The 25,973-nt window shown below is 62.8% G+C and carries 21 protein-coding genes; 7 read left to right on the plus strand and 14 right to left on the minus strand.

Annotation, left to right across the window (positions count from 1 at the left end; genetic code table 11):
- The first annotated feature begins 41 nt into the window (after window positions 1-41).
- Both D2E23_RS06885 and acnA read left to right on the plus strand, forming a co-directional pair.
- Window positions 42-2,537: a cation-translocating P-type ATPase gene (locus D2E23_RS06885; RefSeq protein ID WP_126030302.1), complete on the plus strand. Its 2,496-nt coding sequence runs from the start codon at window positions 42-44 to the stop codon at window positions 2,535-2,537.
- Between the two features lie 41 nt (window positions 2,538-2,578).
- Window positions 2,579-5,278, plus strand: coding sequence for an aconitate hydratase AcnA (gene acnA / locus D2E23_RS06890; RefSeq protein ID WP_126030220.1), 2,700 nt, complete (start codon window positions 2,579-2,581; stop codon window positions 5,276-5,278).
- Window positions 5,279-5,442: 164 nt separating this feature from the next.
- On the opposite strand, the gene D2E23_RS06895 is transcribed toward acnA, so the two are convergent.
- Both D2E23_RS06895 and D2E23_RS06900 read right to left on the minus strand, forming a co-directional pair.
- Window positions 5,443-6,195: a response regulator gene (locus tag D2E23_RS06895; protein WP_126030221.1), complete on the minus strand. Its 753-nt coding sequence runs from the start codon at window positions 6,193-6,195 to the stop codon at window positions 5,443-5,445.
- 5 nt (window positions 6,196-6,200) lie between these two features.
- Window positions 6,201-7,679 (minus strand): sensor histidine kinase, encoded by a 1,479-nt coding sequence (locus tag D2E23_RS06900; protein WP_126030222.1) that lies wholly within the window; start codon window positions 7,677-7,679, stop codon window positions 6,201-6,203.
- 198 nt (window positions 7,680-7,877) lie between these two features.
- On the opposite strand from D2E23_RS06900, the gene D2E23_RS06905 reads away from it, so the two are divergent.
- The gene (locus tag D2E23_RS06905) at window positions 7,878-8,486 is read left to right on the plus strand and encodes an Ltp family lipoprotein (RefSeq protein WP_206432011.1); all 609 of its coding nucleotides are present in this window, start codon (window positions 7,878-7,880) and stop codon (window positions 8,484-8,486) included.
- A 329-nt stretch (window positions 8,487-8,815) separates the two neighbouring features.
- On the opposite strand, the gene D2E23_RS06910 is transcribed toward D2E23_RS06905, so the two are convergent.
- Window positions 8,816-9,208, minus strand: a complete 393-nt coding sequence (locus D2E23_RS06910) for a hypothetical protein (protein WP_126030223.1) — start codon at window positions 9,206-9,208, stop codon at window positions 8,816-8,818.
- A gap of 49 nt (window positions 9,209-9,257) precedes the next feature.
- On the opposite strand from D2E23_RS06910, the gene D2E23_RS06915 reads away from it, so the two are divergent.
- From D2E23_RS06915 to D2E23_RS06925, 3 genes are all read left to right on the plus strand, one after another.
- Window positions 9,258-9,977, plus strand: coding sequence for a response regulator transcription factor (locus D2E23_RS06915; protein ID WP_126030224.1), 720 nt, complete (start codon window positions 9,258-9,260; stop codon window positions 9,975-9,977).
- Window positions 9,974-11,290, plus strand: coding sequence for a sensor histidine kinase (locus D2E23_RS06920; RefSeq protein WP_126030225.1), 1,317 nt, complete (start codon window positions 9,974-9,976; stop codon window positions 11,288-11,290). The genes D2E23_RS06915 and D2E23_RS06920 overlap by 4 nt, the downstream gene beginning before the upstream one ends.
- 90 nt (window positions 11,291-11,380) lie before the next feature.
- Window positions 11,381-11,995: an isochorismatase family protein gene (locus tag D2E23_RS06925; RefSeq protein WP_126030226.1), complete on the plus strand. Its 615-nt coding sequence runs from the start codon at window positions 11,381-11,383 to the stop codon at window positions 11,993-11,995.
- A 727-nt stretch (window positions 11,996-12,722) separates the two neighbouring features.
- On the opposite strand, the gene D2E23_RS06930 is transcribed toward D2E23_RS06925, so the two are convergent.
- Complete coding sequence (locus D2E23_RS06930; protein ID WP_164520725.1) at window positions 12,723-13,649, minus strand: DMT family transporter; 927 nt, start codon at window positions 13,647-13,649, stop codon at window positions 12,723-12,725.
- A gap of 118 nt (window positions 13,650-13,767) precedes the next feature.
- Window positions 13,768-14,694, minus strand: coding sequence for a Bax inhibitor-1/YccA family protein (locus D2E23_RS06935; RefSeq protein WP_126030228.1), 927 nt, complete (start codon window positions 14,692-14,694; stop codon window positions 13,768-13,770).
- 218 nt (window positions 14,695-14,912) lie between these two features.
- Here D2E23_RS06935 and D2E23_RS06940 point away from each other — a divergent pair, with 218 nt between their 5' ends.
- Window positions 14,913-15,731, plus strand: coding sequence for an aldo/keto reductase (locus tag D2E23_RS06940; protein ID WP_126030229.1), 819 nt, complete (start codon window positions 14,913-14,915; stop codon window positions 15,729-15,731).
- 156 nt (window positions 15,732-15,887) lie between these two features.
- Here the strand turns inward: D2E23_RS06940 and D2E23_RS06945 are convergent, their stop codons facing one another.
- From D2E23_RS06945 to deoC, 9 genes are all read right to left on the minus strand, one after another.
- On the minus strand, window positions 15,888-16,586 hold the full coding sequence (locus D2E23_RS06945) for a GTP pyrophosphokinase (RefSeq protein WP_126030230.1): 699 nt from the start codon (window positions 16,584-16,586) through the stop codon (window positions 15,888-15,890).
- Between the two features lie 172 nt (window positions 16,587-16,758).
- Complete coding sequence (locus tag D2E23_RS06950; RefSeq protein ID WP_126030231.1) at window positions 16,759-18,138, minus strand: MFS transporter; 1,380 nt, start codon at window positions 18,136-18,138, stop codon at window positions 16,759-16,761.
- Between the two features lie 164 nt (window positions 18,139-18,302).
- Window positions 18,303-19,256 (minus strand): nucleoside hydrolase, encoded by a 954-nt coding sequence (locus tag D2E23_RS06955; protein ID WP_126030232.1) that lies wholly within the window; start codon window positions 19,254-19,256, stop codon window positions 18,303-18,305.
- Window positions 19,257-19,334: 78 nt separating this feature from the next.
- The gene (locus D2E23_RS06960; protein WP_126030233.1) at window positions 19,335-20,666 is read right to left on the minus strand and encodes a NupC/NupG family nucleoside CNT transporter; all 1,332 of its coding nucleotides are present in this window, start codon (window positions 20,664-20,666) and stop codon (window positions 19,335-19,337) included.
- 169 nt (window positions 20,667-20,835) lie between these two features.
- A complete protein-coding gene (locus D2E23_RS06965; protein WP_126030234.1) occupies window positions 20,836-22,134 on the minus strand; it encodes a pyrimidine-nucleoside phosphorylase in 1,299 nt (432 codons plus the stop codon).
- 55 nt (window positions 22,135-22,189) lie between these two features.
- A complete protein-coding gene (locus D2E23_RS06970; RefSeq protein WP_126030235.1) occupies window positions 22,190-23,149 on the minus strand; it encodes a sugar-binding transcriptional regulator in 960 nt (319 codons plus the stop codon).
- A 68-nt stretch (window positions 23,150-23,217) separates the two neighbouring features.
- Window positions 23,218-23,931 carry a purine-nucleoside phosphorylase gene (deoD, locus tag D2E23_RS06975; protein WP_126030236.1) on the minus strand — a complete coding sequence of 238 codons (714 nt, stop codon included), beginning with the start codon at window positions 23,929-23,931 and terminating at the stop codon, window positions 23,218-23,220.
- Between the two features lie 58 nt (window positions 23,932-23,989).
- Window positions 23,990-25,189, minus strand: coding sequence for a phosphopentomutase (locus D2E23_RS06980; RefSeq protein ID WP_126030237.1), 1,200 nt, complete (start codon window positions 25,187-25,189; stop codon window positions 23,990-23,992).
- A gap of 57 nt (window positions 25,190-25,246) precedes the next feature.
- Window positions 25,247-25,918, minus strand: coding sequence for a deoxyribose-phosphate aldolase (gene deoC, locus D2E23_RS06985; protein ID WP_126030238.1), 672 nt, complete (start codon window positions 25,916-25,918; stop codon window positions 25,247-25,249).
- Window positions 25,919-25,973 lie beyond the last annotated feature (55 nt).

The following is a 25,973-nucleotide window of genomic DNA, read 5'->3' on the forward strand; positions in this document are numbered from 1 at the left end:
CGCGTGGGAAAGGCGGCGAATCGGTGGCACAGCAGATCACAATGCCCGATGTGCAGATGACGGGACTCACCGGCGAACAGGTGAGCAAGCGCGTCATGCAGGGCGACATCAACATCGCCAAGGACAAATCCTCCCGATCGATCGGACAGATCATCCGATCCAACGTGTTCACGCTGTTCAACGCGATCATCGCCGTGGCCATGGTCATGGTATTGCTCACCGGCCAGTGGCGCGACTCCGTGTTCGGATTCGTGATCATCCTCAACACGGGCATCGGCATCATCACCGAACTCAAGGCCAAGCGCACGCTCGACAAGCTGTCGATTCTTGTGGCGTCCACGTATCTGGTGCGCCGCGACGGCATCGACCAGGAGATCGCCCACGACCGCATCGTCAAGGACGACCTACTGTGGGTGCGCGCCGGCGACCAGGTGCCCGCCGATCTGGAGATTCTGAAGACCTGGGGTCTGGAACTCGATGAATCCATGCTCACCGGCGAATCGCGCACCGTACGCAAGAACATCGGCGACACCGCGTACTCGGGCGCCACCGCCGTATCCGGTCTCGCGCTGGGACGCGTCACCGCGGTGGGGGAGCGCAGCTACGCGGCCACGCTCACCGCGCAGGCCAAGGTGTACAAGAAGACGCATTCCGATCTCAACGCCGGCATCAACACCATCCTCAAGTTCATGACGTTCCTCGTGGTGCCGTTGTGCATCCTGCTCATCTGGACGCAGCTCAACACCGTGGGCGGCTGGCATGCGGCGCTCGTCACCGGCGCTTGGCGGCAGGCCGTGGTCTCCGCCGTGGCGGGCGTGGTCGGCATGATCCCCGAAGGGCTCGTGCTGCTCACCTCGCTGAATTTCGCCGTGGCGGCCATGCGGCTCGCACGGAAGAACACGCTCGTGCAGGAGCTCGAATCCGTGGAGACGCTGGCCCGTGTGGACGCGCTCAACCTCGATAAGACCGGCACGATCACCGACGGCGGCATTGCCTTCGACCGTCTGATCATGCTCGACGAGCCTGACAGCGATGCCGTTGATTCAACGAACGAACAAAACAGGAGGAAGCATGACGCCGCCCGTCATGCCGCCGAACAGGCGCTGTACGATCTCGCCAACGAGGAGCAGCCCAACGGCACCGGTCGCGCCATTCTCGCCGGACTGCGCGAGAAGGGTGTCAGCGCAAGCAGGGTCGCCGAACGCGTGCCGTTCTCGTCGGCCCGCAAATGGAGCGCCATCACAACGAACGATGGCGTGACGTGGTACATGGGCGCGCCGGAGGTCGTGATCGCCGCACTCAACGACACGTACTCCGACGTACTGAAGCGGGCGAATGCATGCGCGGCGCAGGGAAGCCGCGTGGTGCTGCTGGCACGGACGGCGGCGGAGATCCCCTCCGAGGACGGCGATGAACCGACCCTGAATCCGAACGCGGTCCCCGTCGCACTGGTGGTGTGCACGGAACGAATCCGCCCGGATGCGGAGAAGACCCTCGCATGGTTCCGCGAGCAGGGGGTGCGCTGCCGCATCATCTCCGGCGACAATCCACGCACCGTGGCCGCCATCGCCGGCAAGGTGCGACTGACCGGCGACCAGGCCCCGCGATACATGGATGCGCGCGAACTGCCCGACGTGAACGACCTCGACGCGCTCGCCGACGTCCTCGAGAACGTGGACGTGCTCGGCCGCGTGCTGCCCGACCAGAAGAAGGCCATCGTCCAGGCCCTGCATAAACGCGACCACGTGGTCGCCATGACCGGCGACGGCGTCAACGACACGCTCGCCCTCAAGGAGGCAGACCTCGGCATCGCCATGGGCAACGCCGCGCCCGCCACCAAGGCCGTCGCCCAGGTGGTGCTCGTCGACTCCAAATTCTCCCACCTGCCCGACGTGGTGGCCCGCGGACGTCAGGTCATGGCCAACATGGAACGCGTGGCCAGCCTGTTCCTCGTCAAGACCGTCTACTCGGCCATCATCTCTCTCGGCGTGGTGCTCACCGCCATGCCCTACCCGTACCTGCCGCGCCACATCACCTACGTGGGCGCGCTCACCATCGGCGCCCCCGCGTTCATCCTCGCGCTCGCGCCCAACACGCGCCGGTACATCCCCGGATTCCTCAAGCGCGTCGTCGCGTTCGCGCTGCCCGGCGGCATCGCCACCGGCCTGTCCGTGCTGCTCAGCGCATGGATCGTGCCGCGCGTGATGGGCTGGAACCTCGCCAGCCCCAAGGATCTCGAATCCCTGCGCGCCACCAGCGCGATCATCCTGTTCCTCATGGGCGTGTTCGTGCTTTCGCGTGTGGCGCGACCGCTCAACTCATGGCGCGGCGGGCTCGTCGCGTTCTTCGCCGCGTGCGGCGTGATCGGCATGTTCATCCCGTTCGTCGCGAACTTCTTCGCCCTGATCATCCCCACCGGTGTCACACTGGCCGCCACGGGTGCCGCGCTCGTCATCGCCGCGCTCATCTTCGTGGTCTGCATCTGGGGTGTCCCAAAGATCGGGCGCATTATTACACACGAAACAAAAACACGCTAGAACGGACCTGTTAATGATTTCATAAAAATCACGGAGGCCGTATGTCCATCCATGACGATCAGCTTGCCACGCTCAGCGCGGCGGGCAAGGATTATGACTACTATGCCATCGCCGACCTGCCCGGCATCGACCACCTGCCCTACTCCCTGAAGGTGCTGGTGGAGAATCTCGTACGCAACATCGACGGCGCTAACATCACCGATGAGCACGTCAAGGCGCTGCTCGACTGGGACCCGAACGCCGAGCCCAGCCACGAGATCCAGTTCACGCCCTCCCGCGTGGTCATGCAGGACTTCACCGGCGTGCCGTGCATCGTCGACCTCGCCACCATGCGCGACGCCGTCAAGGAGCTCGGCGGCGACCCTGAGGTCATCAACCCGCAGGTCCAGTCCGACATGGTCATCGACCACTCCGTGCAGATCGATAAGTACGCCCTGCCCGACGCCGTCGAGCAGAACATGGACATCGAATACCAGCGCAACGGCGAACGCTACCAGTTCCTGCGCTGGGGACAGCAGGCCTTCCGCAACTTCCGCGTCGTGCCGCCGGGAACCGGCATCATCCACCAGGTCAACATCGAATACCTGGCCAAGGTGGTCATGACCAAGGCCGAACAGAACGGCAACACGCTCGCCTACCTCGACTCCTGCGTGGGCACCGACTCCCACACCACCACCGAAAACGGCCTCGGCGTGCTCGGCTGGGGCGTCGGCGGCATCGAGGCCGAGGCCGCCATGCTCGGCCAGCCGATCTCCATGCTCGTACCGCGCGTCGTCGGCTTCAAGCTCACCGGCTCCATCCCCGAAGGCGTGACCGCCACCGACGTGGTGCTCACCATCACCGACATGCTCCGCAAGCACGGCGTGGTCGGCAAGTTCGTCGAATTCTACGGCGAGGGCATCGCCTCCGTACCGCTCGCCAACCGTGCCACCATCGGCAACATGAGCCCCGAATTCGGCTCCACCTGCGGCATCTTCCCGATCGACGACGTCACCCTCGACTACCTGCGCCTCACCGGCCGCAGCGAGGAGCAGGTCGCCCTCGTCGAAGCCTACGCCAAGGCCAACAAGCTCTGGGGCGACGCCAAGGACCCCGACTACGTGGAACCGCAGTACTCCGAATACATGGAGCTCGACCTCGGCACCGTGGTCCCGTCCATCGCCGGCCCGAAGCGCCCGCAGGACCGCATTAAGCTCACCGAATCCAAGCGGACGTTCGAGGAGACCCTGCCCGCCTACGAGACTGAGAAGACCGTCAAGGAGCCCGTGGCCGTGTCCACCGACTTCCGCGGCGACTTCGACCTCGAGAACGGCGCCGTGGCCATCGCCTCCATCACCAGCTGCACCAACACCTCCAACCCGAGCGTGATGGTCGCCGCCGGTCTGATCGCCCGCAACGCGCACGCCAAGGGACTCGTCCCCAAGCCGTGGGTCAAGACCTCGCTCGCCCCCGGCTCCCAGGTCGTGGCCGACTACCTCAAGGCCGCAGGACTCCAGGACGACCTTGACGCCCTCGGCTACGAACTCGTCGGCTTCGGCTGCGCCACCTGCATCGGCAACTCCGGCCCGCTGCTGCCCGAGATCAGCGAGGCCATCAACGCCAACGACATGACCGTCACCGCCGTGCTCTCCGGCAACCGCAACTTCGAAGGCCGCATCAGCCCCGACGTCAAGATGAACTACCTGGCCTCCCCGCCGCTCGTCATCGCCTACGCGCTCGCCGGCACCATGGACTTCGACTTCGAGGCCCAGCCTCTCGGCAAGGACAAGAACGGTGAGGACGTGTACCTCAAGGACATCTGGCCCACCAACGCCGAGGTGGAGGCCGTGGTCAACGGCACCGTCAGCCGCGAGATGTTCCTCAAGGACTACGCCTCCGTGTTCGACGGCGATCACCGCTGGAAGGGCCTCGACGTGCCCGAAGGCGAACTGTTCGCCTGGGATCCGAAGTCCACGTACGTGCGCAAGCAGACGTTCTTCGACGGCATGAAGGCCACGCCCGATCCCGTCCAGGACATCCACGGCGCCCGCGTGCTCGCCCTGCTCGGCGATTCCGTGACCACCGACCACATCTCCCCGGCCGGCGCGTTCAAGGCGTCCAGCCCCGCCGGCAAGTACCTGACCGAGCGCGGCGTGGAACCGAAGAACTTCAACTCGTATGGCTCCCGTCGAGGCAACCACGAGGTCATGGTGCGCGGCACGTTCGGCAACATCCGTCTGCGCAACCAGCTGCTTGCCTCCACGGGCAACGAGGTGACGCCCGGCGGCTTCACCTACGACTTCACCACCGGCAAGCCGTCCACCATCTTCGACGCCTCGCTCAACTACAAGGCCGCGGGCACCCCGCTGGTCGTGCTCGCCGGCAAGGAGTACGGCACCGGCTCGTCCCGCGACTGGGCCGCCAAGGGCACGCTCATGCTGGGCGTGAAGGCCGTGATCACCGAGAGCTTCGAGCGCATCCACCGCTCCAACCTCATCGGCATGGGCGTGCTGCCGCTGCAGTTCCCCGCCGGCGAATCCTACACGTCGCTCGGCCTCGACGGCACCGAGACCTATGACATCGACGGCATCGAGGAGCTCAACAGCGGCGTGACGCCGAGCACGGTGAAGGTCACCGCCACCAGGGCCGACGGCTCCACCGTGAGCTTCGACGCCGTGGTGCGCATCGACACCCCCGGCGAGGCTGACTACTTCCGCAACGGCGGCATCCTCCAGTACGTGCTGCGCAACCTCATGAAGTAGCGCATCCACCGAAATGAAGCACAGCGGCCGTCTCTCCTCAGTCCGGGAGAGACGGCCGCTGTGCTATCTCGTGCTCCCTCCTAGGGAGGGAGCTGTCCGGCAAAAAGCCGGACTGAGGGAGGGCTCCATCCCCTTCAGGAAGGCGGTTCGCGTCTTGTCGGCAATCATCCCGCTTCCGGCAGATCCGCCCGCTCCACCAGCCGCGCCAGCTGGATCCTACTCATCGCGAGCTTGTCCGATGCGCTCGACAGATGCGCCTTGGCGGTGCGTTCGCTGATGAACATCCGCTCGGCGATCTCCTGATTCGTGCACCCCTCCGCAGCCAGCACCACCGTCTCGCGCTCCCGTTCGCTGAGCATGCCCAGCAGTCGTCTCGCTTCATCCCTGCGGGCCAGTGGCTTCCGACGATTGAGATCCTGCAGCAGCTGACGCTGGCTGGCCGGGTTGAACTGCGGTGAACCGGCACAGGCGCCGAGAATCCGTCTGATGATCTCCTCGGGCGCGTCCGTCTTCGACACGAACCCTTCCGCACCGGCCTCGGCGGCGCGCTCCACCGTGTTCGACGGCGACAGCGACGTCAGAATCAGCACATGCGGGGGAGCAGGCAACGTCCGCATGCGCGCGGTGGCTTCAATGCCATCCCCATTCGGCATGGCGATGTCCATAAGCACCACGTCCGGCCGTTCGTCGCGCGCCCGTTCCACCGCATCCACGCCGTTGGTCGACGTGGACACCACCGTGATCCGACCGTCCGAATAGTCGTTGAGAATCAACGACATCGCCTGACAGATCATCGGATCGTCATCGACGATGCTCACCGTGATCGGTTCGGGCGGGACTGGAGAAGTTGCATCGGAGCCATCGGGGGTTGACGACGGTGGCAGAGCGGCGGGGGAGTCGGCGTAGGAGAGGGTCATGCCTCTCATCGTATCCGGGCGAACGGAAGACGGAAGTCGAGATGGAAATCATTGCGTTCGTCATATCCGTACTGGCAGTCACCGCCGACGGCGAGGACACGCGCCTTCAGCCCAGGCAGCCCATTGCCCCCGCTCTTGGTGTCATCGCTCTCGTTCTCTGGCATCGTGCCGTCGCCATGGTCGATCAGGCTGGTTCGTCCCATGCCGTTCACGGCGTTGAACACGGTCGGATTGGTGAATCGCACGTTCACGCCGGTCTTTGGTTCGGCGGAGATCTCCAATGCGACACGCGCTCCCGGTGCGTGCCGTCGTGCATTCGTCAGCCCTTCCTGAATGCCGCGGAACGCGATCTTGCCGATCTCCACGTCCAACGAACTCAGTTCGCGAATATCGATCCACGTGTCCAACGTCATGCCGGCATCACGGGCGTCGTCGATCACCGCGTACAACGCCTCACGGGTCAATGCGGTATCGGAGTCCGGCATCAGCAATATCTGTGCCTGCTGCGGATGGCGCAGCATGTCGATGATGCTGTGTGCCTCGTCGAGCGCGCCGGCCGCCTGCCGACGGATATCCCCGGCGCGTTCGGCCAATCGGGCGAGGTTCCGTCCCGCTTCCGTATCGCTCTCGGCTCCTGCGTATCTCGGATCCCGGCTCAGCTTCAATGCCTCCGCCTGCAGGGCGCTCGCGTTCACTGCGATCAGCGACAGGCTGTGCGCCAGCGTATCGTGCGCTTCGGCCGCCACGGCGTCCGCGAACCGTTGTGTGTTGAGATCGTTTTCCAATACATTCGCACGGTTGCGTTCCATGTCCATCCGCACGTCGGCGGCCTGTGCGTACGCCCGACTGCGCAGGTGCAGGCCGGAAAGTATCGCTGCGGCGAACGTGCAGACCGACCAGACCACAGCAGCCACGACGATCGACGACAGATCCGAGTCCACCACGGCCGGTACGCCGTTGACTCCAGTGCCGGGCTTCGCGAACAGATGGCCCCAAAGTAAATAGTCCGCAGGTCGGGCGATGTCCCGAACATGCGCCACGATCATCACGATCAGACTTGCGGCGGTACACACTCCCAATATCCTGCGATCACTGCGTCGAGCCCACACCCCGCACAATCCGAACAGACTGACCGTGGGACTGAACGGCAGCAGCAGCACCGATGCGGACGCCGCCAACGACACCAGTTCGGGACGACGTTCGCGCCATCGCAGTATGATCGGCGTCACGAAGGCCAGCAGCAATCCCACCACGGTCCACAGATAGCCGAGCTGCATGCCCATGGCCTCGAAATACGACGACGTGTAGGCATCCTCGGCAAGATTCATCATGATGGCGCAGATGATCATCACGATCGTCCATCGACGGCGGGCGGGAACCGGACAGTCGGGGCGGGATTCGGAGCCGTCATCGGTGAACGGCGTATGCGCGGGGCCGCCGGCTGGAGAGGCCGAGGGAGGAACGGGAGATGTCTGCGTCGTCATAATACCTGAAGCATACGGTTGCGCTCACGACAACGCCATTGTCCACATCGACATGACCGACCTGCCCGAAAGGGCGAACAGAACGGTCCGTTCGGACACTGACGGAACTGCTGCGATTCCCGTACGGTTGGCCTCGTCAACATCATTCGTCGACGACCATGACGCTCGTCGACGTATCAGGAAGAGAGAGGCAATACCATGACCCAGCCCATCCAAGGAAGTCCCCAGCCGGTGCAGCCGCAGCAGCCGGTTCCCCAGATGACTCCGCAGCAGGCGCCGCCGTTCCAGCAGCCGCAGCAGCCGAAGAAGAAGCCGATTTTCAAGCGTTGGTGGTTCTGGGTGCTGATCGTGGTCGTACTGATCATCGGCATCAGCAATATGAATGGCGGCGGTTCGTCAAGCTCCGATACGAACAGCACCTCACAATCGCAATCGGCCCAGTCAGGCTCGGCATCCAGCAGCGGTACCACCGAACAGAAGAAGAGCGAGGAGCCGTCCGTGCCGGCCGACTACAAGTCCGCCCTTCGTCAGGCGGAAAGCTATGCGAACACCATGCACATGTCCAAGCAGGGCGTATATGACCAGTTGACCAGCGAATACGGCGGACAGTTCTCCGCCGAAGCCGCGCAATACGCCGTAGACAATGTCAAGGCCGATTGGAATGCGAACGCGCTTGCCAAGGCCAAGGACTACCAGAAGAGCATGGCGATGTCGCCCGAGGCGATCCGCGACCAGCTGACCAGTGAATACGGCGAAAAGTTCACTGCCGATGAGGCGAACTACGCCATCGAACACCTCAACGACTAATAGGATCATGGGCGAAAGCCCAAGCAATGAGGGGATTCGGTCGGATCGCTGTTCAATGGGGTTCCGGCCAAATCAGGTATGCGTTCCCTCCCTCAGTCACGCTGTCGCGTGACAGCTCCCTCCCTCGGAGGGAGCACGCTGATGTTGAGCGTGTGCGAGAGCTGTGGGGCATGAACCTTGCCGCGCGGCATGCCCAGTACCCTGCGTGCTCCCTCCAGGGGAGGGAGCTGGCCGCCGCAGGCGGACTGAGGGAGGGATTCACTCCCATACAAGCCCGTTTCCCCCAGTCCGGAATCCGCGGTTGAAATGTCGGGGAGAAACGTAGACGTTCACCCAAGCCTCGATCGTTCGCCACCGAACTGACGCCACAACCCGTCAACGACGATGGGCAGCAGCGTAAGCACTGTGGTGGTCCAATACATCAGATCATCGAACGAAATCCCGGCGAACACCACATGATGCATCACCGGATCGGCCGCACAGATATAGATGGCCCCGGTCAGGCACGCCACCGTCCAGCACACCGCGTAACAGACGATACGTGCCCTCACACTCTTCGAATACGGCTTCAGCATCGCTTTTACACCCATCATGCACCTCGCTTTCACGACCACGGATCCGACCATGATCCAACTGACGGGAACCACGAAAATCAGTGGTTCCTCCGTCCTTCTATGGTCATTGTAGAAAGCGTTGATCCGCGAACCCAACGGCGTAGACATTCGTCCATGGCGTTCGACATCAGACGTCAGCCCGGCATATGGTGAAGGCATGAACGGACAGCAGAACACGAATCGACGCATTGCCATCGTCGACAACGACGTCCTCGCCCTCACCGCATTGCGGGCGCTGATCGAACAGCAACTGCCGCAATGCACGGTGACCTGGACCACCGACGACGGTCAGACCGCGGTGGACCGTTGCCTGACCGCGGCGACCCGCCCGGAGCTGCTCCTCGTCGACATGTCGATGGAAGGCATGTCCGGGATCAGCGTCTGTCGACGCATCCGCACCGAAACCCCCGACGTGACACTGCTCGCGGTCACCTCATTCACCGTGAACACCTACGCCGCGGCGGCGGCCTCCGCAGGCGCGCAGGGCATCGTCGGCAAGGCCGATGTGAACCGGTTGTGCCAAGGCATCGAGACGGTGCTGAATGGCGGTACCTACGTTCATATCCGCTCGGACGACGAGCCCGCGACCGATCTGCCGCCGTCCGTGACGTTCCAGACCGCGCAACAGGCGTATGAACGACTGGATGGTGGACATTCCATCGGGGCGGGAGGGAAGGAGCCCTACGCCCTATCCACACAGGAGACAACCATCATGGACCTCTGCTGCAGCGGACTGGACTTCACCGAAATCGCCGAACGACTCAACATATCGCCATCCACGGTACGCACGCACATCGGACACATCAAAACCAAGCTGGGCGCCCGCAACCTCAGCCAGGCCGTCGTGCGCTGGATGACGGGAAAGGGGCAGCTATGAACACGCTCGCCAACCGACTGCATCACTGGTACCACACCCATCCCTGGCGAATCCTCATCACCGTGGCCGCTTTTATCGTCACGCTGATCGAATTCGCGCTTATGCCGATTCCCCACGGTCCCATCGCCGACGGGCTGGTCCCGTTCCTGCTGATCTGCTACGCGTACGCCGTGGCATCCATGGCATGGCATCCTCGCGTGGGCGGCATTCTCACGGCGGTCCTCTACATTCTGATCGCTCAACTGCGCAACTGGTGCAGCATCGATCTGGGTATTCTGCCGTTCATTCCCGGAGTCATGCTTGCGCTCGCTCTGATGGTGTACGAATACACGCCCACTCTACGCAGCCGCGTGCAGGAATGGCGGGACGAAGGCATCCTGCACGTGCTGTTCTGGACGCTCGGCCTGATCTACCCGGTGGCGCTCGCCATCTACGTGCTGGTATCCACGTTCGGCTACTACATGCACGGATGGATGGACCTGTCGGCCGGAGCCTGGATGTCTTCGATCGGCATCGCCTCGCAAATGGCCATCGCGCCGTTGGTCGCCTATGCGTTGCTTTGTCGCAACCGGGCGCAGCGGGCCATCGAGGAGGCATCCCGGCTGCGCGATCGGGAACGGGAATTCAAGGCACGCGAACGCGATCTGGTGCTCGCCGGCAACATTCACGACGCGGTCACCAACGAGCTGTCGTCGATCGCGCTGATCGCCGGCCGCAAGGCGCGTTCGACGGATCTGCCGAACGGGGAACGCGAGACGTATGACGGCCTATATCGTCAGTCGTTGCACGCGCTGGACGAATTGCACCGTGTGATCGATATGCTACGCGTGCCGGCCGTCGTCGATTCGTCGGATACCGCCGGACACGCGTCGGCGTCCGCAACCGTGGACGGCGGTGCCTGCGATGCGGACGATGGGCCAGCTATGATCCGCGCGACGCTTGACGGGATCGACCATCAGCTGCATCGGGTCGGGTTCGACGGAACCGGCACGCTGAGTATTGACGAGAGCGCTCCAAAGGCGCTTTCCCCGGTCGTTGCGGATGCCATGCGTTCGTTGTTGCGGGAGATCTGCGCGAACATCATGCGTCATGCCGATCCTACTCAGCCGTACATGATCGCCGTACGCATCGGCGAGCATACGATCACCGTCACCGAGACGAACTCGTGCGCAGCCGACGAGTCGTGGCGTGGCAGGTCCGGGGGAGTGGGCCTCGCCTCTCAGCGATCGCGGATCGAATCCCTGGGCGGGGTCGTGCGCACGACCCGGCAGGACGATTCCTGGATCATTCATGTGGAACTGCCGATCGAATAAGGCGGACGGCGTCTGTGACGGCATCCTTGCCGTCCGACGCAGACATGGCAGAATGGAGACGAACCAATCGGCCCATTCAGGAGGCAACCTATGACCAGGGCATTGATCATCGTTGACGTGCAGCCCACATTCTGCGAGGGTGGCGAACTCGGTGTGGAAGTCGGCAACGCGGTCGCCGAGCGTATCGCCGACTATGTGCGTGCGCATCGTGACGAATACGCATACATCGCCACCACGCAGGACTGGCATATCGTGCCGGGGAAGCACTTCTCGGCGAATCCCGATTTCGTGGACTCCTGGCCTCAGCATGGCGTGGCCGGCACCGCGAACGCGCAGCTGCATCCGGCCATCGCCGCGCTGGACATCGCCCATCATTTCAAGAAGGGCCAGTATGCGGCCGCGTATTCGGGATTCGAGGGCATCGAGGACAATAGCGACCGGCAGCAGTCCCGTGCCGAGGTGCGCATCGCCACGGAGGAGGGGCGCACGCTGGTCAATGCGTTACGGAAGGCAGGGGTGACCGATGTGGATGTGGTCGGCATCGCCGAGTCCCACTGCGTCAAGGAGACGGCGTTGGATGCCGTGAAGTTCGGATTCCATGTTCGTGTATTCACTGACCTCACCGTGCCGGTGAGTCCTGAGCTTGGCGAGCAGGCTCGTGGCGAGATGGCGTCCGCCGGCGTGGAGTTGGAGCCATCCCGCTGAGCGTCGGCTCCAGGACGCTGGTCACGGGAATGCGGTGACCTTGCCCGGCGGATGGTTTACCCCGTCCGCCGGGCATATTCGTATGTTCGTTGAACAATCGTATCGATGTGAACGTGAACACAAGGATTGGAGACCGACCGCGTAGATGGGGTCGGACGGTGTCCGCGGGCTAGGGGGTATCGATGCACCGGGGTGGTTGGGCTGATGAAACGTAGCAAATGAGCCGACACGACACGCCAACGCTGTTCATTACGTCACGTTTTTGGACCTGTAGCTGTACCGGAGGGGGCATGTGGTCTATTGTCGAATAGTGAAGGGGCAGTGAACGGCGCATGGCAGCGGCATTCGGCGCCTTCGGAGAGAAACGAAAAATGAATAGAACAACAGCCACAGGAACAAGGGGGTCCTTGATATGACAAGCCAACAATGCGCCATAATCGGGTGCGATAGACAGGCGGAAGCCAATGGGATGTGTGAGATGCATTTCACGCGCGCACTCGTGTATGGCCAGGTAAGGACCCCGCAGCACAAGGCCGTTCTTGGTTCGACGATGGCTAAGGCGCACTGCCCGGCCTGATTCGAGAACATGACCGCCATGCACCGTAATCATACGATGCCCGACACAGTGGGGGCTGACCGACTATGACGTCGATCAGCCCCCACTCGCATATTGACGTGTCGTTATGATTCATTCATCGAACCAATGGTCGACATGCTCCGTCATGTGTCAACGACGATGCGGACGCAGCAGACGCTTCGGTAATGATGCCGGCATCTGCGCCAGTAGCGTGCCGGCAAAAATCAGTGCGCAACCCCAATAGGCGCGACCGGTCATCACCTCGCCAAGAATGATCGCTCCACCCACCACGGAGAAAAACGACTCCAACGACATGATCAACGACGCCTGTGTCGGCGGCACCCACTGCTGGCCCACCACCTGCAACGTATAGGCGACGCCCACCGAACCGATGCCGGCATAGAGAATCGGCATCCAACCCGCCGCCGCGCCCGCCCAATCGACGGAACCGTCGATCAGTGACCCGACCCAACTGAGTACGGCGGACACGACGAACTGACAGAACGACAGACGAATCGGATCCACCGAAGATCCCAGCGTATCGATCACTAGGATATGGGCGGCGAACAGCACGGCGCAGCCGAACAGAATAAGGTCGGCGCCGCTGATCGATCCGAATCCTCCGGTGATGCATAGCAGGTAGAAGCCGATCACGGCGATGACCACACTGATCACGGTGACGAACGTGATGCGTCGTTTCAGAAACACCCACGCCAGCAATGGCACGATGACGATATAGAGCGCGGTGATGAACCCGGCCCGTCCCGCCTCGTGACCCCATAGCACGCCGTACTGCTGCAGGGTGCTCGCCGTGAACAGCACCACGCCGCAGACACCGCCCACCAACAGCGTGCGCGCCCAGCCGGCATGAGCGTCGGCGGATGTCTTGGTCGTGTCGCTGACCGAACCGGAATGAGCCCGTGCGTGAGCCTGAACCAGCAGAATCGGCACCAGCGACAACGCTCCCAGCGTGAACCTGGTGGCATTGAAGAAGAAGGGGGATACGGAATCCATACCCTGCACTTGGGCCACGAACGAAAAGCCCCAGATCAGGGCCGTCAACAGCAGGCAGACCATGCCGCCCAATTCTTTCCTCTGCACGTGGCCATAACCTAACGGGCCCAGGTAACGAAGAACCCGGACGTCTCGTATGCCGAAACATCCGGGTTCTCGTGGCGCCTGTCGGTTATGCGCGTTACTCGCGCGAGCCAAGCAGCTGCAACAGGTTGAGGAAGAAGTTGATGAAATCGAGGTACAGGTTCAGCGCGCACAGGATCGACACGCGCTTGATCATCGTCGCGTCCCCGGCATACTGCTGGAACAGCGCACGGGTGAACTGCGCATCATACGCGGTCAGGCCGGCGAAGATCACCAACGCGATCGCCGAGATCACCATCGTCGCGGTCTGGCCGGGCATGACGAACATCATGATCAGTTCGGCCACGATCAGCACGATCAGCGCCACCATCAGGATCGGACCCGCCTTGAGCAGATCGGCCTTGGTGGTGAGCGCCACCATCGTCAGACACAGGAAGAACCCGGCCGTCATCGCCAGCACCAGCACGATGCTGCCCAGGGAATACACGGCGAAGATCGAACTCAGCGTGAAGCCCATCAGTGCCGCATACACGTAGAACATCACGCGCGCGGTGGTCGGATTCATCGACATCACCTTCCAGCCGAGCACCACGGCCAGACCCACCTGCACGATGGCCAGACCGATCAGACCGACCGAACCGAACGCCATCAGGAACGTATACAACAGGCCCGTGGCCTGGGTGAGCAGCGCCACCACCGCGGTGACCAGCAGACCGGCGGTCATCTCGCCGTACGCCTTGGCCGTGGATACGCGCGTGGCCTTCAGATAGTTCTCCTGCGTGTACGTGGCCTGTGCGTCCATCACCGGTTGACCGTACGCGGCGGTCCCATAGCTGTTCTGCGCGTACTGCGGCTGGCCATACGGATTGCCATACTGCTGTCCATATTGCTGCTGGCCGTACGGATTGCCGTACTGCGGCTGCTGATAGTTCTGGTAGTTCTGCTGCGCATACGGCTGCTGCCCATACGGATTCTGCGCGTTGTTGAACTGATTTCGGGGCTGGCCATTATTACCAAATGCCATGATCGCTCCTTCTATGCATCATTGCCGCCAGTCTATGGAAGTCACCTGAAGGCTTGCTGAACACTAGGGGGCAATTACGCTGAGAACGATAACAGTCGGCGTGGCAATCCGATTCGATCGTCATATTCGAATCCAAACCCATAGGATGGAACACGACACCGGTCGAGGCAAACCACGACGATGCCGCGTCTGTCATGACAAACGATCAAGGAGGATTCATGGACTTCATCACCCTCAACAACACCGTGACCATTCCACAGCTGGGACTTGGCGTATTCCAGACGCCCGAAGGCGAACAGACCGAAAACGCCGTGCGTTGGGCGCTCGCCAACGGCTACCGTCATATCGACACTGCCAAGGTCTACGGTAACGAGGATTCCGTAGGCAAGGCCATCGCCGAATCCGAAGTGGATCGCAAGGACATCTTCCTGACCACCAAACTGTGGAATGAGGATATCCGCCAGCACCGTGCCAAGGAGGCATTCGAGGAAAGCCTCAAACGACTGGGCACCGACTACGTCGACCTCTACCTGATCCACTGGCCCGCCGACGGTTGGCAGGACGCGTGGAAGGACATGGTCGACCTCTACCGTGAAGGCCGCATCCGCGCCATCGGCGTGAGCAACTTCCAGATCCACCACCTCGAGGAGCTCGCCGGCATCAGCGACATCGTACCCGCGGCCAACCAGATCGAGTCGTCGCCGGACTTCCCGAACAACGAGGTCATCGCCTACTGCAGGGAACACGGCATCACGGTCGAGGCATGGAGCCCGCTCGGCGGCACCGGCGGCAGCCTGCTGAAGAACCCGACGCTCGCCGAGATCGGCGCCAAGTACGGCAAGTCCGCGGCACAGGTCGTCATCCGCTGGCATCTGCAGCGCGGCGTGGTGGTGATCCCCAAGTCCGTGCACGAGGATCGCATCCGTCAGAACATCGACGTGTTCGATTTCACGCTGACCGATGAGGACATGGCCGCAGTCGAGGCCGCTGGCAGTGGCGTGCGCAACGGCGCCAACCCCGACACCTTCGACTTCTGATCGGGTCCGCCACATCGACGTCACTGCCGATGCCGGTACGGTGGAATGTGGAATGTGGCGGTGCACGCGTGTGTCACCAAGGCGCGGACGGTGAAGGCGTACAGATGGTACGTCGAACCGGCCGCAACGCCGGTGACACTCCGTGCATCATCGCATTCAGCCGAGCTCCTGATGGATCTGTTGCATCCGATCCTCGATGTCCGCGAGCTGACGCGCACACTCCTTCAGCGTTTCGTAGTGCTTCTCGCGCTCGCCGTCCTCGATGCTGTTCTTGTAGCGCAGACGATGCTCCAGGCTGGCCCAGTAGTCCATGGCACTGGTGCGGAACTGCACCTCGACGGGTGTGGGATGCGGCCCGTCGGACAGGAACACCGGCACCTGATAGATCACGTGGAGGCTGCGGTAGCCGTTGGGCTTGGGATTGCGGATGTAGTCCTTGATGCGGATCACCTCGATGTCGGACTGCTCCGACAGCGTATTCGCCACGGCATACACGTCGGTCACGTAGTTGCAGATCACGCGGATGCCGGCGATGTCGTACAGGTTCTGCCGGATCGATTCCACGGTGAGCGGCAGTCCGCGCTTGCGTAGCTTGCCGATGGTGGAGTCGATGCTTTTAAGCCGGCATTCCATGTGATGGATCGGATTATGCCTGTTTTTCAGCTGAAACTCATCGTCGAGGTTCTCCAGCTTGGTACCGATCTCACGCATGGCACCGGAGTAGATCTGTTCGAGCTCCGCGTACGCCACGATCTGGGATCCTTGGAATACGTCGGTGCCGATGTCAGTGGAGATCTGCGCCACCTTGGAACGGATCTCGGGGACGTTGAAGCGCTGTTTGCGTTCGAGCATCATGGGAACTGTTCTCCTTGCTAAAACCGAGGGTAGCGTAGCAAAGGTTCCGGGGAATTTGCTGAAAAAATCCTCTCCGAATCCGATCGGCGTGAACGGATCCGGAGAGGATCACATGGCGCTGGTCCGGCGTCGGCGAGCCGGGGAAGACCAGCGGAAGACCAACGATGGAAGGTCACCGCTTTCCGGCGATCGACCGGCGGAAGACGAGGAACCAGATAACGCCGAACGCCATGATCGCCGCGTAGATGAGCAGCATGTTGGACGCGTTCGCCGCCGCTCCGGTGGCGCCGATCAGGCTGCCACCGGCGAACGGCTGCATGACGATCGGCCCGCCGAACACGGCGATGCCGATGGCGCCGGCGCCCTGCATGGCCAGATCGTTGAGTCCCACGCCACGCCCGGACTGCTCGGGGGTGAGCGTGCCGAGCACCGTGTCCACCGTGGGGGAGTACAGCATGGCCATGCCGCCGTAGAACAGGCACATCGTCACGGCCACGGCCACCGGGCCGAGCCCCAGGCATAGCGCGCTGCCGAGCATGCCGAGTCCCATGAGCGTGCCGCCGGTGAGAATGGCGTGTTCACGGCCGATCGCCTTGGCGATCCTGCCGGAACAGGTACCGGAGATCGTGGCGAGGATCAGTGCGGGCAGCAACATCAGCGAGATCTGCGAACTGGTCATGCCGTAGACCTCGGAGCCGAATGCGTTGACCAACGGCGTGACCGAGAAGTTGATGAAGTAGAAGATCACGATCAGCATGATCGACTTGATCCATCGGGCATTATGGAAGAAGTCCGGCGTAATGAACGGATCCCTCGCCTTGGCGATGTAGACGGCGAACAGGATGAAGAACGCCAGCGACGCCACGATCATCCACCACTGCAGCATGGAGAAGAACAGGGTGAGCAGCAGCACCGCCACGCCGAAGATGGCGAAGCCGGGCACATCCACGTTGCCTTGGCCGCCGCGGGAGCTGGGCAGGTCCTTTGCGAGTGGGATGATCACCAGCAGCGACAGCAGCGGGATAAGGAACAGATACGACCAGTCGATGGAGACGAACAGGCCTCCGGACAGCACGCCGATGGCCGTGGCCAGCTGATAGTCGGCGGTGAACAGACCGAAGTAGAGCAGTTTCTCCTCCGGCTTCAGATATTTCGCCACGATGACCAGATACACCGATCCGGCCGCCTGGAATCCGATGGTCTGGATGATGCGGAAGCCGATCACCAGCGGCAGACTGCCATGCAGCAGGAATCCCAGCACGGATCCGGCGCACAGCAGCGCCAGCCCGAACAGGGTGATGCGCTTCAGCGACAGGAAATCGCCGAGCGACCCGTAGATGAAGCAGACGATGCCCAGCACCACGCCGGGGATGGCGGTGATCAGCGAGGCCTGATCGGGGGCACCCAGATCGGCGCCAATGTGCTGGAACACCAGATTGAACGCCTGCAGGCACACCGTGCCCAGCAGATAGATGACCAGCAGGGGAATGAGCGTACGACGAGCCTTGGCGGCGACGTCGTCGGTTCCATGAGTGGTTCCATGAGTATTCATGAACGGTCCTTGTCTTGGATTTCTTCGATGAAATTCGACTCAGGCTTATGCGGGGGAGCCGGAGGGCCGCGTATATCAATGATGCCCCGCGTCTTCGACAGGAGAGCGGGGCATCAGCAATGGGATCCGTCGGATCGTGTGTCACGGTCCGACGGGGCGCCGGATCACGCCTTGGCGAGACCGGTGATGCGGGTCATGAACTCGTTCAGGAAGCGGGGCACATCCACGCCCACCGCCACCTGCATGGTCTTGACTGGATCGTTGAGACGGTCGTTGTCGCCGATGGTGCGGCCGCGGGTCGGGCCCTCCACGTCGACCTTCATGTTGATCTTCAACGTGTCCACCAGAGTCGGGTCCACGGCCACGCCCACGGCGAGCGGATCGTGCAGGCCGCAGCCGCCGAGCTTCGGGGCCGTGGTCTCGTAGGCCTTGATGTAGTAGTCGGTCATGTCGGCGAGGAAGCGGCCGGCCGGGGTTCCCAGTTCGCGCCAGGTGGCGGTCTCCTTGTACGTGAGCAGCGTCTGCAGCGTCACGTCGAGGCCGACCATCGTCACCGGGGCTCCGGAACGGAACAGCTTGTCCGCCGCGTCGGGATCCTGCGAGATGTTCGCCTCCTGCCACGGGTCGACGTTGCCGCATACCGTCAGCGCGCCGCCCATGAGCACGATCTTGCCGATCTCGTCCTTGATTTCAGGGGCCTTGGCCAGTGCGGCGGCGATGTTGGTCATCGGGCCGGTGGGCACGTAGACCAGATCCTTGCCGTAGGTCTTGACCGCGTCGATGATGAAGTCCACCGCGGAGCCGGACTCGGGGGAACGATCCGAATCGGGGATCTCCACGTCGCCGATGCCGTTCTGGCCGTGGATGAACGCGGAGACGGGAAGCACCTCGAACGAGTCCTTGCGGCTGGCATGCGGCAGGCCGGCGTACACCGGAACTTCGGGATGTCCGAATAGGTCGGTCACCGCCAGTGCGTTGCGCACGCCCTGCTCCACCAGCACGTTGCCGTATGTGCCGGTGATGCCGATCAGCTCCACCTCGGGGCTTCCCAGCGCGTAGGCGATGGCGAGCGTGTCGTCGATGCCGGTGTCGAGATCCAGAATCATCTTCTTGCTCATATTGCGCTCCTTAACGGGGCGGCGGCCCGAAGACCGCCGCGAATCATTGCACGGGAATGGTCGGGGATCCGACCGGGATTACCAGATGAACAGGCCGACCATGGCGGCGGACAGCAGGGAGACCAGGATGCCGGAGAGCAGCATGCGACCGACCTGCTTGGAGATGGCGTCGTTCTTCTCCTTGTCCACGATGCCCTTGAAGCAGCCGATGACCATGCCCAGCGTGGAGAAGTTGGCGAAGGAGGTGATGAACACCGTGAGCACTGCCTTGTAGTGGGCCGCGTAGGAGGCGACCTCGCCGGTGATCTGACCCATGACGACGAACTCGTTGGTCACGAGCTTGAGGCCCATGAGCTGCGAGAAGTCCCAGGCGGTGGCCGGATCGAGACCCATCAGCCAGGCCGGGATGTACATGACCACACCGAGGATGGATTCGAGCGACAGCTTGTCCCAGATCATGCCCAGGAAGGCGTCGATCAGACCGGCCAGAGCCACGAAGGCGATCACGTTGGCGGTGATGATGAGGATCAGCTTGCCGGCGCCCAGAATGGAGTCGCCCAGGAAGGAGAAGAACGGCTCCTTCTTCGGAACGGACGGGTCGTGCTTGTAGATCTTCTTGTACCAGGGCAGGGCGTTGTACTCGGCCACGGCCTTGTCCTGCTCCTTCTGCTCGGCCTCGGTCAGCTCCTGGACCTCATCCTCGGAGGCGGGATCGCCCAGCGTGTAGATGACGTCCTCGTCCTTGGTGACGGCGACCGGGTAGAGCATGTGGCTGACGATCAGGGCGTTGATGCAGTTCAGCGGGATGGCGGTGATCACGAACTCACCGGGGACCATCTGGATGTAGGAGCCGATGATGGCGGCGGTCACGCAGCTCATCGACATCATGGCCAGCGTCACGTTACGGCCGGCCTTCATGCGCTGCAGCTGGATCTTGGAGACGGCCAGAGCCTCGGTGTTGCCGAGGAACATCATCTCGACGGCGTAGAAGGTCTCGAACTTCGGGCGACGGGTGATGAAGCTCAGACCGCGGCCGATCCACTTGATGATCCACGGCAGGAAGCCGATGTAGGTGAGGATGTCGAACAGCGGCACGATGAGCAGGATCGGCAGCAGTGCGCTGACGATGAAGTTCACCGGGGCGGGGTTGGTGCCGTCGGCGCCCACCCAGTTGGCCACGGCGAAGTTGATGCCCTTGTACGAGATGTTGACGATCCATGCGAATCCGTCGGCCGCGGCCTTGACGGCGTCACGACCCCACTGGAAGCTGGTCAGCAGTGCGGTGATGACCAGGTTCAGCACCACCATGCACCCGACGGACTTCCAGTCGATGCTCTTCCGATCGTGGGAGAACACCCAACCCAGGGCCAGGAAGACCAGCAGGCCCAGAATGTTTACGGCTAAATACATGTTGTTCCTTCTTTCCTTATGCCGGGAGATGGCCGATCTCACGGTCTTGGTGTGCGGCATGGCCTGCCACGGCCGACCTCTCTCTCCGGTACGTGTTCCAGCGTACTCTGCGGGGCGCCGGATTCAGTGGATATCCGGGGTCCGACGCCCTACGCGCCTGCACGTTGACTCAGACGATGACCTGATGGATCAGCGTGATCGGATCGGCATGATCGCCGATGACGATGTTGTCGAGGATCAGACGCTTCACATCCTCCACATCCTCGCGGTTGGCGTGGATGGTCAGCAGACGGTCGCCGGCCTTCACCGTATCGCCCACCTTGCGGTCCAGTGTCAGGCCCACCGCATAGTCGAGCTTGTCGTCCTTGGTGGCACGGCCGCCGCCGAGCATCATCGAGGCGATGCCCATCTCGTCGGCTTTCATCGAGGCGATGACGCCGTCGGCCTCGGCGAGCACCGGAATATGGTACTTCGCCTGCGGCATGATCGTCGGATCGTCGACCACGCGGCCGTCGCCGCCCTGCGCCTCGACCATCATGCGGAAGCGCTCCAACGCCTTGCCGTTGGCGATGTTTTCCTCCAGCATGCCGCGGGCCTCCTCGAGGCTCTTCGCCTTGCCGGCCATCACCGTCATCTGGCTGCCGATGGTGAGCACGATGTCGAGCAGATCGTCGGGCCCCTCACCCTTGAGCAGGGCGATGGACTCCTCGATCTCCAGCGCGTTGCCGATCGCACGGCCGAGCGGCTGGTTCATATCGGAGATCACGGCCATGGCGTTCATGCCCACGCCCTTGCCGATGTTCACCAGCGCGTGGGCGAGCGCCACCGCGTCCTCCTCGCGCTTCATGAACGCGCCGGATCCGGTCTTGACGTCCATGACCAGCGCGTCGGTGCCGCTGGCGATCTTCTTGCTCATGATCGATCCGGCGATCAGCGGGATCGAGTCTACGGTGTCGGTCACATCACGCAGCGCGTAGATCTTCTTGTCGGCGGGCGCGATGTTGCCGGTGGCGCCGGAGATGATGCATCCCACGTCGCGCAGCTGCTTCTTGAACGCGTCCTCTCCGATCTCCACGGTGTAGCCGGGAATGGCCTCGAGCTTGTCGAGCGTGCCTCCGGTATGGCCGAGGCCGCGGCCCGAGATCATCGGCACCACGATGCCTAGCGAGGCCACCAGCGGGGCGAGCGGAATGCTCACTTTGTCGCCCACGCCTCCGGTGGAGTGCTTGTCCACCTTGACGCCGGGAATGTCGGACAGGTCGAGACGGTCGCCCGAATGCAGCATGTCCATGGTCAGGTTGCGCGTCTCCTCGTCGCTCATGCCGTTGAACCAGATGGCCATGAGCAGGGCGCTCGCCTGATAGTCGGGGATGTCGCCGGCGGTGTAGCCGTCGACGAAGAACTTGATCTGTTCGGCGGTCAGTTCGCCGCCGTTGCGCTTGGCGTCGATGACGTCGACCATACGCATGATTGTGACTCCTTTGTCGGTTGGTTTGGAAGAACGGATGTGCGGAAACGAACGGTCAGAGTTCCACTGTCGGATGGTCCAGCAGTTCGGCGGCACTGACCTGGTCGATCACCAGCGTGTTGGCGTATCCGGCGGCCAGTGCGCCGTGCACGGCGGGGACCTTGGACGGGGATGCCACCACGAGGATGGAGTGGGGCTTGGCCTTCAGATCGTCGAGGTCGATGCCCACGGTCCTGCGGTTGATGTCCTCGTCCGCTGGGTTGCCATGCGCGTCGATGAATCGTGAGATCACGTCGCCCACGGCCGTCTCCTGCAGTCTGCGCTGCTCTTCGTCGGTCAGGTAGCCCAGTCGGAACAGCAGGGCCGAGTCACGCACCGTACCCACGGTGAACACGGCGATGTTCGCCCGGCGTCCCATGTCGATGATGCGCCGGATGTAGGTCTCGCGCTCCACGAGCTCCTTGGTCTGGATGTGCTCGAAGATCACGGGCAGGGGCAGATACTGCGGCAGCGTGTGGAACGCGTTGGCGAACGCGTTGGCGCTTTCGAAGCCGTAGTTGTTGCTTTCCGTGTTCGACACGGATCCCTTGATCTGCACAACGCTGACGCGGCGCACGTCCTTCGGGGCCAGATGGGTGCCGATGCTGTAGAGCGTACGTCCCCATCCGATGCCGATGATGTCGTCGTCGCGCACGATGCCTTCGAGATAGAGCGCCGCGGCCTGGGCCACGGTGTCGAGCTGATCCTTGGGCGCCACCCCCTGGATCGGCACGACGATCACCTTGGCCAGCCCGTACCGCTGCTGGATGGTTTCGGCCATATCGGTGGCGTCGGTCATGGGATCGGCGATTTCGATGCGTACCAGTCCCATGTCCCGTGCGTACTGCAGCAGTCGGGAGACGGTGGGACGGGAGATGGACATGATCTTGGCGATCTCGTTCTGGCTGTAGTCCTGCTGGTAGTACAGCTTCGCGACCTTGAGGCTGTCGGCGTTCTTCCGTGCCTTGGCGTCCATCTCCCGTCCTCCCGTATTGCCGTGATCAGTGGGTGCAGCGGCTCGTTCCGCGTTCCTGCGGGGACGTGCTACTTGCCGGCGATCGCGGTTTCCAGAGCGATCGTGATCATGTCGTTGAACGTCTTCTCGCGTTCCTCGCTGGTCGTCTTGCCTTCGCTGAAGATCAGATCGGAGACGGTGAGAATCGACAGCGCGCGGAAGCCAAGCTTGGCGCCGAGCAGGTAGAGTCCGGCGGATTCCATCTCGGTGCCGAGCACGCCGTAGTCGGCCAGCTTCTTCATATCGAGCTCGTCGTTGTAGAAGCGGTCGGCGGCGAAGATGTCGCCGACCTTCACGTTGACTCCCTGCTCCTTGGCCACGTGGTAGGCGGTGTCGAGCAGCTCGAAGTTCGCCAGCGGGGCGTAGTGCACGCCATGGCCGAACGTGTTGGTCACCACGGCGGAATCGGTGGTGGACCCGGATGCGAGCAGCACGTCGCGCAGCTTCACGTCGGGGGCCATGCCGCCGCAGGATCCCACGCGGATGATGGTCTTCACGCCGTAGATGGTGGCGAGCTCATTGGTGTAGATCGACAGGGAGGGGATGCCCATGCCGCTGGCCTGCACGGAGATGCGGTGGCCCTTGTAGGTGCCGGTGAAGCCAAGGCAGTTGCGCACGCCGTTGACCTGCACGACGTCCTCGAGGAACGTCTCGGCGATGTACTTGGCGCGAAGCGGATCGCCAGGCATGAGCACGACGTCGGCGTAATCGCCCGGTTCGGCTTCGATGTGGGGTGTTGCCATGATGGATGTCTCCTTAGTACGTTTCTGTGTTTCGTTGTGGTGTGCCGACGGTCGGCGTTCAGCTGATCTGCTTGAGGAAGCTGGTGCCTTCGCCGTTGCCCTCGACGCCGAAGTTGTCGAGGATGGTGGCGCCCATGTCGGAGGCGGTGTCGCGGATGCCGAGCGAGGTGCCGGGGTTCGGCATGCCAGGGGAGTAGGCCAGGATCGGTACGAACTCGCGGGTGTGGTCGGTGCCCTTGTAGGTGGGATCGTTGCCGTGGTCGGCGGTGATGAGCAGCAGGTCGGTGTCGTGCATGTTGTCCATCACATGGCCGAGTCGTTCGTCGAACGCCATCAGCGCTTCGCCGTCGCCTTGGGCGTTGCGGCGGTGGCCGTACATCGCGTCGAAGTCGACCAGATTGGTGAAGCACAGTCCGGTGAAGTCGGAGGCCATGGCCTCGTCCACATGGTCCATGCCGTCCATGTTGCTCTTGTTGCGCCAGCCCTTGGTGATGCCGTGACCGGAGAAGATGTCGTTGGTCTTGCCCACGGCGAGCACGTCGTAGCCGGCCTCGTTGAGGAAGTCGAGCACGGTGGGCTTGATCGGCTCGAGTCCGTAGTCATGACGGTTCGCGGTGCGGACGAAGTGGTCCTTGTCCGGTCCGACGTACGGACGGGCGATCACGCGGCCCATCACGATCTCGGGGCCGTTGATCAGCGTGCGTGCGTATTCGCAGATACGGTACAGTTCGTCGACCGGGATCACGTCCTCGTGTGCGGCGATCTGCAGCACGGAGTCACCGGAGGTGTACAGGATCAGGTCGCCCGTGGCCATCTGCTGCTCGCCGTAGTCGTGGATCACCTCGGTGCCGGAGTACGGCTTGTTGACAATGACCTTGCGGCCGGAGAACTTCTCGAGATCGTCGACGATGTGCTGGGGGAACCCATCGGGGAACGTGGCCATCTCGAAGCGCACCGGCAGACACATCATCTCCCAGTGGCCGTCGAGCGAGTCGTTGCCGTGGGACGTGATGGTCATCTTGCCGAAGCAGCCTTCGGCCGGTTCGGCCGGCGGCACTCCCATGATCGGATCGTCGGCGCGGATGTTGCCCAGACCGATGCGGGCGAGATTCGGCAGGTGCAGTCCGCCATCGAAGAACTTGCCGATGTGGCCGAGCGTGTCGGCTCCGACATCGTCGAAGCGCGCCGCGTCGGGCGCCTCGCCGATGCCGATGGAGTCGAGCGCGATCGCCAGCACTCGCTTATAGGTGTATGACATGTGGTGTCCTTCCTTCGTCGTTGAAGGGTTGTGTGGTGCTATGACGATTGGTAGTTGTTACTGGCGTGCGGCTTCTTCGAGGATGGCCACGGACGCGGAGACGCCGAGTCGGGTGGCGCCGGCCTCGATCATGGCGTAGGCGTCGGCCAGATTGTGGATGCCGCCGGCGGCCTTCACGCCGAAGTCGGGACCCACGGCCTCGCGCATCAGCTTCACGTCGGGGGCGGTGGCGCCGGCGGTGGAGAAGCCGGTGGAGGTCTTGACGAAGTCCGCTCCGCCCTTCACGGTGAGCTTGCTGGCGCGGATCTTCTCGTCGTCGGTGAGCAGCGCGGTCTCGATGATCACCTTGAGCAGCTTGCCCTTGGCGTGGGTGGCTTCGGCCACGGCGGTGATGTCGGCGAGCACCACGTCGTCATGTCCGGCCTTGAGTTCGCCGATGTTGATGACCATGTCGATCTCGTCGGCGCCCTTGTCGATGGCGTCGTTGGTCTCGAACACCTTGGTCTCGGTGGTGTTGGCGCCCAGGGGGAAGCCGATCACGGTGCAGGTGGCGATGTCGGTGCCGGCGAGCGCCGCGTGCACGCGGGGGATCCAGTAGGGGTTGATGCAGACGGATGCGGTGTTGTACTTGATGGCCTCGGCCACGACCTTGTCGATCATCTCCTCGGTGGCGTTGGCCTTGAGCAGCGTGTGGTCCATGTACTTGGCGAGCTGGGACTGGGTGAGCATATCTTGGTGTTCCTTCCCTAATCGATCCCGCCATCGTTGGCGGGGCTTACCGTTT

This window comes from Bifidobacterium callimiconis (assembly GCF_003952005.1).
Classification (GTDB): domain Bacteria; phylum Actinomycetota; class Actinomycetes; order Actinomycetales; family Bifidobacteriaceae; genus Galliscardovia; species Galliscardovia callimiconis.